A 14,728-nucleotide genomic window follows, 5' to 3' on the forward strand; every position below is an offset into this window, starting at 1 on the left:
CGAAGGGGCTGCGATACCTGTCGAACTCGCTGCGGGACGGTCGACCCTGTGTGGAGCCCTCGTGCTGGGAGCCGTCCGGCCGGGATGGGAGACATGCGCCTTGGGCGATGCCGCGAGTACGAGGTCATCCCCGGGTCGCTGAGCCGGCGGTGGCCAGGACCGGAGCGGGGGCCGGCGCCGGGAACTGGGCCGGTGCCGAGGACTGCGAGGGGAGCATGACGGCACCGATGGGCGCGGCATCCACGGAGGGTGCCGCCGGGGCTGCCATGTCTGTCTGGCTCGTCTGAGTCACCGGTGCTGCCGCCCGTACGGCCTGTACCGCGGGTACGTCGGCGGTGCCGGTCGTCATGTGGGTCCTGCCGCAGGGGTGGGCGGGTGTCATGACGGCATCCCTCGTGACACGTTCCCTGGTGGCCCGTTCCTTCGTGGCACGTTCGCTCGTGGCACGTTCCCTCGCGCCGGAGTCCGTCGTATCGGCGGCAGTAGGTACTGCGGCGCTCATGGCGGCGGCGACGATCGCTGGTGCCTCGGCGCCGTCCCGTGTGACGGCGGCGTCCGCGTCCATCGTGTCCGCCACGTCCGTCTGCGGACGGTTCCGGCACGACGGTGAGGAACCGTGCGCCTCCGCGCGGATGCGCTGTTTCATCGTGGGGGGCAGGGCACTCGCCCGTGGGCGGGCCCAGATGGGTTCTTCCTGCGCCGTCGCCTCCCGCGGGGCGTTGATGTTGCGGGCTGCCTCCGTCGCGGGTACGGCGGCGACGGCGGTGGTCGTGATCAGTCCGAGTGACGTGCACAGCGCGAGGAAGGCGGTGACGACCGCGGTCCACAGGTTCATGACCTTGTTGCGAGTCATGGTCCCTCTCCTTTCGGGTGGGTGGATTTGCATACTTTCCTCATGATGTGTATGTCGGTCGCGAAGTGACGGACCGACGCCCGTGGCGCGGCGATCTTCTGATGAACACCACTCGGATGGGCTCATTGCTCATGAAATGAGCGGAAGCATGAGGAAAGCGGGGCGAAATCACCCTCGGTGAAGATGTGATCACCCTCCGATTCGGGTGGTCGGCTCCGCTCGTACTGCGCTGCCCCGGCGGGCAGTTGAGGCCCCGACGCAGGTCACCGATCGGTATCGGCCGGTGTGTATAGTCGGGCGCCAGAAGTCCCCAACGCCTAAGAAAGACGAGGTCTCGCGGTGAAGAAGCTTCTCCTGGTCGCACTGGCCGCCATCGGCGGGCTCCTCGTGTACCGCCAGATCCAGGCGGATCGCGCCGAGCAGGACCTGTGGACGGAGGCGACCGACTCCGTGCCCACGGGTTCGTGAGTGTCGACGACAGTCTCAGTACAAACCCCGGCCGCCTTGCTGCGGCCGGGGTTTTGTGTTGCCCGGGTGCGCAGGGCTCCGTAAGGGCAGGATGGTCGAGGCTTCGCGGGCGTTCGGGACAGGGTCGGAACAGCGACGGCGCCGACCCGCGGGAGCCCGTCGAATGAGGGTCCGGGTGACGGCGAGGGGGCGCGTGATGGGGCGGCGCACGGGATGGTGGCGCGGCCGTACGGTCCTGGCCGGGGCGGCGGCGCTGCTCTCGGTCGCGGTACCGGCGGGGCAGGCGACGACGGCGACCGCGGCGGACGCTCCCCCTTCCTACCGCTTCGCCGCCGACGCCGAGCGGATCGAGGGCGCGGGCCAGGCCGCCGACGCCGAGCGTCTGACCCCCGGCACGCACTACCGGAGCACCGTCCCCGACAACGGAAAGCTCTACTTCGGGCTGCGGCTCGCCGAGGCCTCCACCGCGTCCGGCGCCTACGTGTCGGCCACCGCCGTACCCAAGCCGGGTACGAAGGTCAGGTACTCGGACGGCATCAAGGTGTCCCTCCAGGACCCCGACGGGCACCGCTGCTTCTCCGGGGATGCCGGCATCGCCCGCTTCGGGCCGACCGAGAGCCCGCGCCCGATCACCGCCTGGGCATCGCGGAGGACCGGTCCCGGCGCGTACACCTGCAAGAACGCTGGTACGTACGCGGTGCTCGTCGAGCGGACGAGCGGGCCCGGCTCCTCGCTCGACGACTGGGAGCTGGAACTCCAGTACGTCTCGGAGCCCCCTCTGGAGAACGCCGCTTCGACGGACGCCCCGCGGGTGTGGGACTCCGCTTCCCCGCAGGCGTTCGAAGGCCCCGCTCTGGCCCGTGAGGGAGGTACGGGCTTCAGCGCTGCACGCTCGCTGGAGCAGGGCGTCTGGAAGGACGGGATCCGGGCCGGGCAGACGCTCTTCTACCGCGTACCCGTCGACTGGGGACAGCAGTTGGACGCCACCGCCGAACTGGGCCCGGCGAGCGGCGACGGCTATCTGGGGAACGCGCTCGTCATGTCGCTCCATAACCCGGTACGCGCCCTGGTGGACGACGCCGACACCGGTTACGACGGCTCGCGGAAGCAGGCCGCGCTGAAACCGCTGCCTCCCGTCGCCTACGAGAACCGGTTCGCCGTAGACGACCAGGTGAGCGGTATGCGATTCGCCGGCTGGTACTACCTCGTCGTGCATCTCGCGGAGGGCATGTCCGACAAGTTCGGCGACGGGCCCTTCGGGCTGACGCTGCGCGTGCGGGTGAGGGGTACGGCCGCGGAGGCACCGGCCTACAGCGGCGCCGCTGTGCCGCGCGACGTCTTCGAGGTCACCGCGAAGGACAAGGACGCCGCGGCGAGCGGCAGCGCGGCGACCGGCGGTGACGGTGGTGACGGTGGCTCCCCGGGCGAGAACACCGCGATGAAGGCGGTGGCCGTGGGCGGGATCGGCACGGGGTGCGTCCTGGTGCTGGGCCTCGCGATGTGGACGGTGGTCGCACGGCGGAGGGCGGGGGCGGAGACGTCCGAGGGCGCCGTGCCCGTTGCCGGCCGCGGAGCGGCGAGGACGTACGGACGGTCCCGGGTCCGCTAGTTCAGCGGGTCGGTCAGCCGGTGGTCCAGGGGCTGAGAGGGCTCAGGGGTTTTCGGGGGTTCGGGCGGTCAGATCCGCGTCAGTGCCCAGAATCCGACCGCGAAGCAGATCAGCGCGAGCAGGAGCACCGGAATCGTCACCGACATGGGCGGTCCGGGCCGCCGCCGTGACCGGCTGGCGCGGTGCCGCGCAACCGACTGCGGCTGAGGCGGAACCCGAACGCCCTGAGCGGTGTATGAAGCAGTAGAGGCTGTCTCACGCGACTGTGACTGCGGCTGTGACTGCGGCAGCGGCAGGGGCATGGACTGCGGCATGGACTGGGGCAGAGGCAGTGGCAGTGCCGACTGGGGAGGTAGTGGCAGCGGTGGTGGCGTAGACGCAGGAGCAGGAGCAGGAGCAGGAGCGGGGGCCGTTGGGTACGGGGCCTGGGGGGAGGGCACGTGGGTGGGTTCGTACGACTGCGACGTGGAGTAGGCCGAATCCGGGAGTTCGCGCGGGGCGGGGGGAACGGAAGGCTGTTTGTTCCGCAGCGGGGGCGGCAGATGGAAGCTGCCGGTGTCCGACGAGGTGAGGGGCTGCGGGGGGAGGGGGTCGACGGTCGGCTGGGGCGGTATGCCGCCGGTCCACCGCCCGGAAGCGGGAGCGGCACCAGGAGGGGTGGGGGAGGGACCGGTCGCCGGGGGGCCGCCCGCCGAGGGGCCGTCCGCTGGAGCAGCGCCTTCCCTGTCGGCCTCCGGAGAGGCTGTGCCCAACGCCGCGTCCGGCGCCGTGCCCGACGCGCTGCCCGTCCGCTGGGCCTGCCCTGGTTCCGGTCCCGTTCCTGGCCCCGTTCCGGGTCCCGCTCCTGGCACCTGTGCCCGTTCGGAGGCCGTGGCCCGGGACATCGTGGTAGCGGTGGCCGCCGCGCTCGTGAGGGGACCTTCAGGACCGAACCCCTCGGGCAGCGGGCCGAGTTGGTCGAATATCTCGATCAGCTCGTCGTCGGGGCCGGGCTCCGGAAGGAGCTCCCTGGCCGCGACCAGCGCCTTGCGCGCCCCGTTGGCCGTGCGGAACCGCGCGTGCGGGTCCGGTTCGAGCAGAGACGCCACGACCTGCCACAGAGGCTCGGGAATCCCCCTCGGGGCGCCTGGCGTGCCATGAGCCGAGAAATGCTCGACCAGCGCCTTGGCGTCGGGTTTGGCGCCCTCCAGGAGGAAGAGAGCCACCAGGCCGACGGCGAAGAGGTCGGCGGGGAAGTCGGGTTCGGCGCCGAGCAGTTGCTCGGGCGCGAAGTAACCGGGTGTTCCCACCACGTAGTTGGTCTCGGTGAGCCGCGGCTCACCGAGGCGCATCGAGATGCCGAAGTCGGACAGCCGCAGCCGTGGGCGGCTCGTTCCGGTCGACTCCAGCAGGATGTTGGCGGGCTTGATGTCACGGTGCACGATCCCCTCCGCGTGCACCGCGGCGAGTCCGGCCAGCAGCTGGTCGAGCAGGGTGCAGACGAAAGACGGTGGCAGCGGGCCGTAGTCCCCGATCAGGTGGACCAGGGATCCACCGCCGACCAGATCCATGGTGAACAGGACCTTGTCGTCGTCGGCCGCCCAGCTGGCGGGAGCGAGCACATGGGGGTGGTCGATCCGGACCGCCTGCTCACGCACGAACCGCAGCAGCGAGTGGGCGTCGCTCTGCTGGAGCACCTTGGCGGCCACATACCGGCGCCGCCGGTGGTCCCAGGCGCGCCAGACGGCACCGACTCCCCCGCGTCCGATCGGGTCGACCAGTTCGTACCGGCCGGCGAAGACCTCACCCATGGTCGTGCGTCGCTCCCCCTTCGGCGGTCGGTACTGCGGCGGCCTCTTCCGAGATGCCCGGCTGCCTGGCTTCCGCTGCCGGAAGCCCCGACAGGGCTCCGTTGGCGGGGTGTTCGGCTGCCGGGCGGCGTACTCAGTTCTGGTGGGACTGGTAGTGGGCGACCGCGTCGGAAGTGCGGCCGGCTCCGTACACCCGGAGGAACTCTGCCAGTTCCGGGTGGGTCGGGGCGAGGGTGTCCGCCGCGTCGATGATGTCCCCGGCCGCGGAGACCGAGCGGAGCAGTGACTGGATCTCGCGCACCACGCGCTTCACCGTGGGCGCACCGCCCGAAGTGGTCGTCGACTGCGTGGTGTTGCTGAGCACCGAGCCCCCCTGGGACTTCTTGATCTCGTCCATCCGTTCGGTGGCCTCGGCGGCGCTGACGCTGCCGTCGGCGACCTGACCTGCGAGATCCTGCAGCAGCTGTACGCGCTGGACCACCGCGGGATTTCCGATCTTGGCGCGCTGGCCGCTCATCAACTGAGACAGCATGGGCGCGGACAGACCGAGCACCCCCGCCAGACGGGCCTGGTTGAGACCCAGGTCATCTATGAGCCTACGGAAGAGCGCCCCCAGCGGCTCCCCGTACCAGTTCCGCTGCAGCTCCCGGGCTCTCGCGGTTGCTTCCTGCTGTGCGGCGTCCATGCGCGTCTCCCCATCGCTTCCCCAAGTACCGTGGTTCGCTGTAGCGAACCACGTCGAGCATCTTACGGAGAGTGGTCGTGCACGGGGACCCCCAATCTTTTTGCGGGATACCCGGGGTGACCCGGTACTCTGGTCTGCGGTGGTGGTCCGGAGGGAGATCTTTCCGGTGCGCGCCTCCCTTTCGGGGCCTTAGCTCAGTTGGTAGAGCGCTGTCTTTGCATGGCAGATGTCAGGGGTTCGACTCCCCTAGGCTCCACAAGAAGAACCCCCTTCGACCGGCTTTACGCAGGTCAGAGGGGGTTTTCTTGTGTGGCGGGGTGGGGGGACCGGTTGAGGGCCGGCCCTCTTGGGGGTGTGGGGGACCGGCCGTCCCTCCGTCCGCGGTGCTGCTCGTGGTGCAGGGCGCATCGGCCGGGAAGAATTTTTGGCCCACGCGATTTCGCGGTGATCCCGCTCCACGGCGGCCTCTTCAACGGGGCCGGGACGGAAGGGAATTGGCCGCCCGTCGTGACGTGACGTGGCCTCATCAATCTTCACGATGCACGTTTCCTGGGGCGCCAAAACTCCGCTGGGTCATATGTGGTGATGTGCGTCACAGAGTTTTCATTGCGATCTTTGCAATTGTTTGCGCAAAGAGGCGTCCGCAGGGATGGGCGCGCGATCGCCGTTCAGGGGGTCCGGGTGACGTGAGGGTGGCATGCAGGAGTCGTGAAGGCATGCGTGAGCTGCTGTGAACGAAGGTGCGTAACCAGAACGCTGCGCTCCGTTAGTCGGATCAGTGCGACTGTTGCACAGTCGGACGGTTGCAAACGTCACCGCGGATCGAGGATGTGAACGGCACCTGTTTCACGTGAAACATGGCTGTAGGGCAGCAGACTTGAAGCCTCCTGCCCTACAACTCTCCACCCTGTCCGACCTCCGCATGCCCGACCTCGACATGCCCGATCTCGGCGTCGCGCACGGCAGGCGTGCCGGACGCGTCAGCCGCGTTCGGTGCGGTCCGCTGCCTCCGCCTCGGCCTGCTTGGCCTGGACCTCCGGGTCGAGGTCTTCCTGGCCGCTGCCGTCGACCGAGGTCAGACGGCCGGTCTCCGGGACCTCGGTGGCGGCGGGCGGTTCGACCAGCCAGTCCGGGTTGGCCTGCTTGTCCCACCACTTCCAGGCGGCGTAGGCGCCACCGGCCAGGAGGCCCAGAACGGCCAGCCTCTTGGCGAGACGGCCGGTCCTGGCCCGCCGCTGGTGCTTGCGGACCAGCTTCTCGACCTCCTTGGCCGATACCTGGCCGCGCAGAGCTGCCAGCGCCGCCACGCTCCGGGACGCGGCCTCCTCGCGCACGGGACCGGCGGCGGCCCTGGCGTGCTCGATCCGCGGACGGGAGTACTCCGCCGCCTGCCGAGCGGCCTTGCGCGTACGGGCGGCGGCCTCGTGCGCGGCGTGGTCGACCTTCGGCGGCACGTGTGTACGCGCCTGCTCGATACGTGGTGCGAGATGGGCGGCGTACTGGGTGCGTGCCTGTTCGGCGGCTGTGACGGCGGTGGACGACACCTTGGGCGCGAGCTTCACACGGGCTTCATGCGCGTAGTGGGTGGCTCGGTCCTTTGTCGTGTCGGCGTAGGGCGCCACCACTTCCGCGGCGTGCCGCACGCTGTCCTTCGCCGACTCGGCTGCCGCGCGCACGCTGTCCTTGCGGGTCACGGGATCCTCCTCCTCGGTGGCGTACATGGGGGCTCGGGGGCCGTCCCCCGGAAAGTCACAGTTCGCCTTTCCACCCTTATCCGGATCATGCCTGCCGGAGCGCTTCGGGGCATGTGAGGACAGGCATCCGGGTCATGAATGGTGACTCGGGGTGTACTTGGTGCAATAACCGATCAATACGGTGCAACAGGAGTCTGCGACGACAATGCCACGGATCCCCGGTCCGCGCGCCTGTTTGGTGCGAAGCGGCCGAACCGGTGTGTACGGCGGTGCCGGAAGACGGGCGGCGCGGTCCGTGCGAGGATCGGTGCGTCACAGAGGACAACGGAAGGCAGATCGTGGCCGAGCAGCTTTACGCCACCCTGAAGACCAATCACGGCGACATCGAAGTGCGGCTCCTGCCGAACCACGCGCCCAAGACGGTCCGCAACTTCGTGGAGCTTGCCAAGGGCGAGCGTGAGTGGACCAACCCGGCCACGGGTGCGAAGTCGACGGACAAGCTCTACGACGGCACGGTCTTCCACCGCGTGATCAGCGGCTTCATGATCCAGGGCGGCGACCCGCTGGGCAACGGCACGGGTGGCCCCGGCTACGAGTTCGAGGACGAGTTCCACCCGGACCTCGCGTTCGACAAGCCGTACCTGCTGGCCATGGCGAACGCCGGCCCGGGCACCAACGGCTCGCAGTTCTTCATCACCGTGTCCCCGACGGCCTGGCTGACCCGCAAGCACACCATCTTCGGCGAGGTCACCGAGGGAGCCAGCCAGAAGATCGTGGACGCCATCGTCTCGCTGCCGACCAACCCGCGTACCGACCGCCCTGTCGAGGACGTCGTCATCGAGTCGGTCGTCGTGGAGACCCGCTGACCCGACAGCCGCAGACCTCCGTGCCGGTGAGCCCTTGTCCGGCGCGGTGCCGGAGGGCTTCCGCAGGGAACCAAACGCCCCGCCCGTCCGTAAGGATGGGCGGGGCGGCGCGTTGCGTACCCGGTGTGTACAGAAGGATGAGGGGAACCCGATGGATCAGGTGCCAGGCAGCCCGCAGGGACCGCAGGGTGCCCCGAGTCTGCCCACCTGCTACCGGCATCCGGACCGGGAGACGGGCATTCGCTGCACCCGGTGCGAGCGCCCGATCTGTCCCGAGTGCATGATCAGCGCTTCGGTCGGCTTCCAGTGCCCCGAGTGTGTACGGGAGGGTTCGGGTACCGGGCACGCCCCCGGGGCCTCGCAGCCCCGTACGCTCGCGGGCGGCACGCTCACCTCGGACCCGCGCCTCGTCACCAAGATCCTGGTCGGGCTCAATCTCGCCGTCTATCTGGTCCAGCTCTCCGTGGGCGACCGCTTCACCGACAGCTTCGACCTGATCGGCCGGGCGTTCGTGCCGGTCCTCGGCGATGTCGAGGGGGTCGCCGAGGGCCAGTGGTACCGGATGGTCACGGCGATGTTCCTGCACGGGAGCTATCTCCACATCGCCTTCAACATGCTCAGCCTGTGGTGGATCGGCGGCCCCCTGGAGGCGGCGCTCGGCCGCGCCCGCTATCTCGCCCTGTATGTGTCGTCCGGCCTCGCGGGCAGCGCGCTCACGTATCTGATCGCCGAGCCCAATCAGCCCTCGCTCGGTGCCTCCGGAGCGATCTTCGGTCTCTTCGGCGCGACCGCCATCCTGATGCGCCGGCTCAACTACGACATGCGCCCGGTCATCGCCCTGCTGGTGATCAACCTGATCTTCACCTTCGGGTGGCCCAACATCGCCTGGGAGGCCCACGTCGGCGGTCTCGTCGGCGGTGTCCTCGTCGGCTACGCGATGGTGCACGCGCCCCGGGAACGACGTGCGCTCATCCAGTACGGCGCGTGCGCGCTGGTGCTGCTCGCCGTTGTGGTCATGACACTCATCAGGACGGGGCAGCTCACCTGAGCGTCCACGTTGTCCACAGACCGTGGCGGATCTTGTGCATGCTGTGGGGGAACAAGTGTGCCCCCGGTCGCTGACCTGGGTTTCCCCAGGCAGGACAGGGGGCGAACATGCTTCCGGATCCCAGTAGGTCAGTCACACCGGCGTCAACACGACGGCAGTCCCGAGAGGGTTATCCACAGATCTTCTGACCTTTTCCCCACTGTGGAAATCGCTGTGGATAACTCAGTGGACAGCTTGGGCCAGGGCTTGCGGACAAGGGCTTGTACAGACCTCGTACAAGCCCTTGTCACCGCGGGTGGGAGTTACTTCCACTGCGTGGAGACGCCGAATCCCGCCGCGATGAAGCCGAAGCCGACCACGATGTTCCAGTTGCCCAGAGAGTCGATCGGCAGCGAGCCGTCCGTCACGTAGAACACGACGATCCAGGCGAGGCCGATGAGGAACATGGCCAGCATGACCGGGGCGACCCAGGCACGGCTGTTCAGCTTGAGATTGGTCGCCTGCTTCGCCGGAGGCGGCGTGTAGTCGGCCTTCTTGCGGATACGTGACTTCGGCACGAGGGTCTCTCCTGTCGATGCGCTGCGTGGCCGCGCAGGGAACGTGGGCTGCCGGGGCAGCGTACAAGGGGACTCCTAGGACCTGTCCGGTCGATCGCGGCGAAGACGCGGGGTGTGGCACGCACATCTGCGGCGTTGTCGTCGGTTGCCGACGCTCCGCGTCGACGCCCTCCTCCGCCTTGCAGCTGCACGCACCACACCCCGCTCACCGGCGCCCACAAGGCACCGCAGCTTTCCTTCGCCGTGATCGACCGGACAGGTCCTAGTGCTCCCCCGGGCGTCCGTTAGCGTAGTGCTTCCGCGGCGCCGAAGGAGATAAGGGTACGTTGAGCAATTCTGCCGACTCCCCCCAGCCGGATTCCAGCCCCGGCCGATTCCGGCGATTTCGGCCGGTGCGGTTGCTGACCATGGGTGTCTTCGCGCTGGCCGGGCTGATCTTCTTCACCAGCTTCGACACGGCCAACGGCACCGACATCCGTACCGACGCCTCGCTGCTGAAGCTCTCCGACCTCATCCAGGAGCGCAGCCACAAGAACGGGCAGCTCGACGAGAGCAACGGTTCGCTGCGCGACGACGTCGAGACCCTCGCCGAGCGGGACAACGGCAGCACCGCGGCGGAGGCGGCCAAGCTCGCCGCACTGGAGAAGCACGCGGGCACCCAGAAGCTCAAGGGCGAGGCCCTCACCGTCACGCTCAACGACGCGCCCCCGAACGCGACGGCGAAACTCCCCGGCTATCCCGAGCCGCAGCCCGACTACCTGGTCATCCACCAGCAGGACCTGCAAGCCGTGGTCAACGCCCTGTGGCAGGGCGGGGCCAAGGGCATCAAGGTCATGGACCAGCGGCTGATCTCCACCAGCGCCGTCCGCTGCGTCGGCAACACCCTGATCCTCCAGGGCCGCGTCTACTCGCCCCCGTACAAGATCCAGGCGATCGGTGACCCGGAGAAGCTCCAGAAGTCCCTCACGGCGTCTCCGGCGATTCAGAACTACATGGTGTACGTCAATGTCTACGGGCTCGGCTGGAAGGTCGAGGAGGACGGGACGCGCACCATGCCCGGCTACTCGGGCACGGTGGACCTCCACTACGCGAAGCCCGTGGAGTAGCGGAGCGGCGCGGGACGCACGGCGGCGGATCCGATCCCCAAGAGTTCCCAAGCACCTGTGCGGCGAGGGCCGTTGGGGTAGGAGGCTGTGGAGTACGGGAACAGCTGCCGCTGGGGGACCTTGTGTCGGTGCGAGTCGTCGTCAGGACGTTCAGCGAGCTGTGCATCACGGTCGGCACCGTGATCGTGCTCTTCGTGGTCTACGTGTTGTTCTGGACGGGGGTGAAGGCCGACACCGCGATGGACGACCAGATCGAGCAGCTGGAGAAACAGTGGGCGAGGAACTCCGCGACGGCCGAGCCCGGCGGATCGTCCACTACGGAGAGCCCGGACAAGGCTCCGGAGAAGCCCGCCGCGTACCAGGACGGCCGGCCCTTCGCCGTCATGTACATCCCCAGGCTTGGTTTCACGTGGAACAAGCCCGTGCTCGAAGGCACGAGGACGAAGACCCTCACGAAGGGCCTGGGCCACTACGCGAGCACCGCGCAGCTCGGCCAGCGGGGCAATTTCGCCGTCGCCGGCCACCGCCGGACGTACGGGGACCCGTTCAAGGACTTCCCCCGGCTGCGGCCGGGTGACCCGGTGGTGCTGACCGACGGCACGTCCTGGTTCACGTACCGCATCGACACCAAGCCCTACCGGACGCTGCCGAGTGACACAGCAGTCATCGACCCCGTTCCGAAGAAGTCCGGGTACACGCGGGAGGGCCGTTATCTGACCCTGACCACGTGCGACCCCGAATGGGGCCACAGCCACCGATTGATCGTCTGGGCACACCTTGACGAAACCCAGCCCGTGGAGGCTGGGAAACCGGAGGCTCTGCGCCGTTAGTCTGAGTAGGTACGGCGTGAGTCTGGTGCCGTGGTGCGACGGAAGGGACGGCATGTACGGCTTTATCTGGCGGCTTCTGCCGGGGAACACGTGGATCAAGGCACTGCTCTCGATCGTGCTGGTCCTCGCGGTGGTCTACGTGCTCTTCCAGTACGTCTTCCCGTGGGCCGAACCGCTGCTCCCCTTCAACGATGTGACGGTGGACAACCAGTGACCGCGCGGATCCTCGTCGTCGACAACTACGACAGCTTCGTCTACAACCTGGTCCAGTACCTCTACCAGCTCGGCGCCGAGTGCGAGGTGCTCCGCAACGACGAGGTGGCGATGGCGCATGCGCAGGACGGGTTCGACGGCGTGCTGCTGTCGCCCGGACCGGGCACTCCCGAGGAGGCCGGGGTCTGCGTCGACATGGTGCGTCACTGCGCCGCGACCGGGGTCCCCGTCTTCGGGGTCTGCCTCGGGATGCAGTCGATGCAGGTGGCGTACGGCGGGGTGGTGGACCGCGCGCCCGAGCTGCTGCACGGCAAGACCTCGCTCGTCGAGCACGAGGGCCGGGGTGTGTTCGCCGGCCTGCCGTCGCCCTTCACCGCCACGCGCTACCACTCGCTGGCCGCCGAGCCGGGGACCGTGCCGGCCGACCTGGAGGTCACGGCCCGTACCCACGACGGGATCATCATGGGTCTCAGACATCGCGAACTCCCGGTCGAGGGAGTGCAGTTCCACCCCGAGTCCGTGCTGACCGAACACGGTCACCGCATGCTGGCCAACTGGCTGGCCGAGTGCGGCGACCAGGGAGCCGTGGCCAGGTCGGTGGGGCTCGCCCCGGTGGTGGGCAGGGTCACGGCGTGACCGCGCTGCGCCCCGAGCGCGACAGTGCCGCCCCGTTCGGCGAGGACGCCGGGTACGGGGGCGCTGCGGCGTTCGAGGCGCCGGGCGCCGGCGGCGCGATGCGGGCCGCCGTGGACGGACTGGCGGACCCGCTCAGCGATCCCCTGCCGGGCCGGCGGCAGCCCGCGGCGCCGGAGCAGGGGTGGTACGACCCGCAGACGTACGCACCGGACTGGAGCGTCGGGCTGAACGCGCAGCACGCCTCCACGTACGCGGATCCGGCGGGCCGCGGGCAGGCGGAGCCCGCGCACGGCTACTCGGCACCGAACGCACCGAACGCACCGGCCCCGCCGCAGCAGGCGTACGCGGCCCCCCAGGCACACGCGCACACCCAGCAGCCCTACGCGCAGCCGCCTCAGCCTCAGCAGTCGTACGGGCAGGCGCAGACGGCGTACCCCGCCGGGTACCAGGAGGCGCGGCCGCAGTACGGCGAGGCGTACGCGCCCGCCGCCCCGGCCGCGCCCGTCTCCCAGCCGCTTCCGGACGCCCAGCCGTACACACCGTCGTACGAGGCCTCGCCGTCCGCCGAGGAGACCGTCGCGCTGCGCGTCGCCGACATCGACGAGTCCATAGCGAACCGCCGGACGCGCTCAACGGCCTCTGAGGGCCCTGTGGCGGCTCCGCGGCCCTCAGGTGCCCCGGGGGGCCGCGCGGCCCGGCGCAAGGCCTCCAGGCGCCACGGACGGCACGGTGGGACCGACACCGGCGGGATGCACGAGGAGCGGACGGGGGCCGACGCGGTAGACGCGCCCGTCTCGCGCGCGGCGGCCCGGCGCGCGGCGAAGGCCCGCAAGCCCGGGGCGGCCGTGATGGCGAGCCGCGCGATCGGCGAGGTGTTCATCACCACCGGCGTGCTGATGCTGCTGTTCGTGACGTACCAGCTGTACTGGACGAACATACGGGCCCACGCGCAGGCCGACAGCGAGGCGAGCAGCCTCCAGGACGACTGGGCGAGCGGCAAGGGCGCTCCGGGCACGTTCGAGCCGGGGCAGGGTTTCGCCCTGCTGCACATCCCGAAGCTCGACGTCGTCGTACCGATCGCCGAGGGCACCGACAAGAAGCGGGTCCTGGACCGCGGCATGGTGGGCCACTACGCCGAAGAAGGCGTGAAGACCGCGATGCCGGACGCCAAGAAGGGCAACTTCGGGCTCGCGGGCCACCGCAACACCCACGGCGAACCGTTCCGCTACATCAACCGTCTCAAGCCGGGCGACGCGATCGTCGTGGAGACGCAGAACAAGTACTTCGTCTACAAGATGGCCTCGATCCTGCCGGTGACGTCGCCGAGCAACACGTCCGTCCTGGACGCGATTCCCAAGGGGTCGACCTTCAAGTCGGCGGGCCGCTACATCACTCTCACCACCTGCACGCCGGAATTCACCAGCAAGTACCGGATGATCGTCTGGGGCACGATGGTCGAGGAACGATCACGCGACAAGGGCAAACCGGACGAACTCGTCGGCTGACCGCGCGGGCACCTTGCCGAACACCTTCCTGAACACCTTTCTGAACCGCTTCTGAACAGCTTTCTGAGACACCAGACGGGGAAAACGCAGTGGCAGCGACGACCGACCACGAAGAGCACACGGACGCGCCGGCGTCCCCGCCCCCGCCGCGGCGGCGCGGCGGCGGCCCGATCGCGACGGCGGTCAGCGTCCTGGGCGAACTCCTCATCACGGCGGGCCTGGTCCTCGGCCTGTTCGTCGTCTACTCGCTGTGGTGGACGAACGTGATCGCGGACCGCGAGGCCGACAAGCAGGGCGACAAGGTGCGCGACCACTGGGCCGAGGACCGCGGTCCGGTCGGCCTGGACACCAAGGACGGCATCGGCTTCCTGCACGTCCCGGCGATGAGGAACGGCGAGGTGCTGGTCAAGAAGGGCACCTCCACGAAGCTGCTCAACAACGGCATCGCCGGGTACTACACGAACCCCGTCAAGTCCGCGCTCCCGCAGGACAAGAAGGGCAACTTCTCGCTGGCCGCCCACCGCGACGGGCACGGCGCGAAGTTCCACAACATCGACAAGCTCAAGAAGGGCGACGCGATCGTCTTCGAGACCAAGGACGAGTGGTACGTCTACAAGGTCTACGCGACGCTTCCGGAGACGTCGAAGTACAACGTCAACGTCCTCGGGGCGGTCCCCAAGGAGTCGGGGAAGGCGAAGGCGGGCCGCTACATCACGCTGACGACCTGCACGCCGGTCTACACGTCCCGCTACCGGTACGTGGTCTGGGGCGAGCTGGAGCGTGTGGAGAAGGTCGACGACGAACGGACGCCCCCGGCGGAGCTGCGCTGACGCTTCCGGTACGACGAAGCCCCGGCCCCCTCTCACAG

Annotated in this window: 15 protein-coding genes and 1 tRNA gene; 11 read left to right on the plus strand and 5 right to left on the minus strand. The window is 69.0% G+C overall.

Translation table 11 applies throughout. The features are described from left to right. Positions 1-124: 124 nt before the first annotated feature. Positions 125-853: a DUF6344 domain-containing protein gene (locus ACFWGJ_RS14410; protein WP_387323709.1), complete on the minus strand. Its 729-nt coding sequence runs from the start codon at positions 851-853 to the stop codon at positions 125-127. Positions 854-1,192: 339 nt separating this feature from the next. Here ACFWGJ_RS14410 and ACFWGJ_RS14415 point away from each other — a divergent pair, with 339 nt between their 5' ends. After that, positions 1,193-1,321 carry a DLW-39 family protein gene (locus ACFWGJ_RS14415; protein ID WP_003999697.1) on the plus strand — a complete coding sequence of 43 codons (129 nt, stop codon included), beginning with the start codon at positions 1,193-1,195 and terminating at the stop codon, positions 1,319-1,321. Positions 1,322-1,517: 196 nt separating this feature from the next. Then, a complete protein-coding gene (locus tag ACFWGJ_RS14420; protein ID WP_387323711.1) occupies positions 1,518-2,930 on the plus strand; it encodes a hypothetical protein in 1,413 nt (470 codons plus the stop codon). 68 nt (positions 2,931-2,998) lie between these two features. Here the strand turns inward: ACFWGJ_RS14420 and ACFWGJ_RS14425 are convergent, their stop codons facing one another. Beyond that, the gene (locus tag ACFWGJ_RS14425) at positions 2,999-4,720 is read right to left on the minus strand and encodes a protein kinase (protein WP_387323715.1); all 1,722 of its coding nucleotides are present in this window, start codon (positions 4,718-4,720) and stop codon (positions 2,999-3,001) included. Positions 4,721-4,853: 133 nt separating this feature from the next. After that, positions 4,854-5,405 (minus strand): DNA-binding protein, encoded by a 552-nt coding sequence (locus tag ACFWGJ_RS14430; RefSeq protein ID WP_210881469.1) that lies wholly within the window; start codon positions 5,403-5,405, stop codon positions 4,854-4,856. A gap of 183 nt (positions 5,406-5,588) precedes the next feature. Between ACFWGJ_RS14430 and ACFWGJ_RS14435 the strand changes: the two genes are divergently transcribed. Beyond that, a tRNA-Ala gene (locus ACFWGJ_RS14435) sits at positions 5,589-5,661 on the plus strand. Between the two features lie 724 nt (positions 5,662-6,385). Here ACFWGJ_RS14435 and ACFWGJ_RS14440 read toward each other — a convergent pair. Further along, on the minus strand, positions 6,386-7,099 hold the full coding sequence (locus tag ACFWGJ_RS14440; RefSeq protein ID WP_387323717.1) for a DUF5324 family protein: 714 nt from the start codon (positions 7,097-7,099) through the stop codon (positions 6,386-6,388). A 338-nt stretch (positions 7,100-7,437) separates the two neighbouring features. On the opposite strand from ACFWGJ_RS14440, the gene ACFWGJ_RS14445 reads away from it, so the two are divergent. Beyond that, positions 7,438-7,965 carry a peptidylprolyl isomerase gene (locus ACFWGJ_RS14445; RefSeq protein WP_381833739.1) on the plus strand — a complete coding sequence of 176 codons (528 nt, stop codon included), beginning with the start codon at positions 7,438-7,440 and terminating at the stop codon, positions 7,963-7,965. 151 nt (positions 7,966-8,116) lie between these two features. Then, positions 8,117-9,013: a rhomboid family intramembrane serine protease gene (locus ACFWGJ_RS14450; RefSeq protein WP_387323719.1), complete on the plus strand. Its 897-nt coding sequence runs from the start codon at positions 8,117-8,119 to the stop codon at positions 9,011-9,013. Between the two features lie 302 nt (positions 9,014-9,315). Here the strand turns inward: ACFWGJ_RS14450 and crgA are convergent, their stop codons facing one another. Then, positions 9,316-9,570 (minus strand): cell division protein CrgA, encoded by a 255-nt coding sequence (gene crgA / locus ACFWGJ_RS14455; protein WP_387323721.1) that lies wholly within the window; start codon positions 9,568-9,570, stop codon positions 9,316-9,318. Between the two features lie 326 nt (positions 9,571-9,896). On the opposite strand from crgA, the gene ACFWGJ_RS14460 reads away from it, so the two are divergent. The 6 genes from ACFWGJ_RS14460 to ACFWGJ_RS14485 all read left to right on the plus strand — a co-directional run bounded on the left by ACFWGJ_RS14460 (position 9,897) and on the right by ACFWGJ_RS14485 (position 14,690). After that, positions 9,897-10,676: a DUF881 domain-containing protein gene (locus ACFWGJ_RS14460; RefSeq protein ID WP_387323724.1), complete on the plus strand. Its 780-nt coding sequence runs from the start codon at positions 9,897-9,899 to the stop codon at positions 10,674-10,676. Positions 10,677-10,804: 128 nt separating this feature from the next. Further along, positions 10,805-11,506, plus strand: coding sequence for a class E sortase (locus tag ACFWGJ_RS14465; RefSeq protein ID WP_381832668.1), 702 nt, complete (start codon positions 10,805-10,807; stop codon positions 11,504-11,506). A gap of 52 nt (positions 11,507-11,558) precedes the next feature. Next, positions 11,559-11,720, plus strand: a complete 162-nt coding sequence (locus ACFWGJ_RS14470) for a hypothetical protein (protein WP_210881475.1) — start codon at positions 11,559-11,561, stop codon at positions 11,718-11,720. Then, positions 11,717-12,355: an aminodeoxychorismate/anthranilate synthase component II gene (locus ACFWGJ_RS14475; RefSeq protein WP_381832665.1), complete on the plus strand. Its 639-nt coding sequence runs from the start codon at positions 11,717-11,719 to the stop codon at positions 12,353-12,355. Before ACFWGJ_RS14470 ends, ACFWGJ_RS14475 begins: the two co-directional genes overlap by 4 nt. Beyond that, positions 12,352-13,860: a class E sortase gene (locus ACFWGJ_RS14480; RefSeq protein WP_387323728.1), complete on the plus strand. Its 1,509-nt coding sequence runs from the start codon at positions 12,352-12,354 to the stop codon at positions 13,858-13,860. Before ACFWGJ_RS14475 ends, ACFWGJ_RS14480 begins: the two co-directional genes overlap by 4 nt. An 89-nt stretch (positions 13,861-13,949) precedes the next feature. Continuing rightward, entirely contained in the window at positions 13,950-14,690 is a 741-nt protein-coding gene (locus tag ACFWGJ_RS14485; protein WP_387323730.1) for a class E sortase, read from the plus strand. Positions 14,691-14,728 lie beyond the last annotated feature (38 nt).

It is taken from the genome of Streptomyces sp. NPDC060205 (genome assembly GCF_042728395.1).
In the GTDB taxonomy this organism is placed as follows: Bacteria; Actinomycetota; Actinomycetes; order Streptomycetales; family Streptomycetaceae; genus Streptomyces.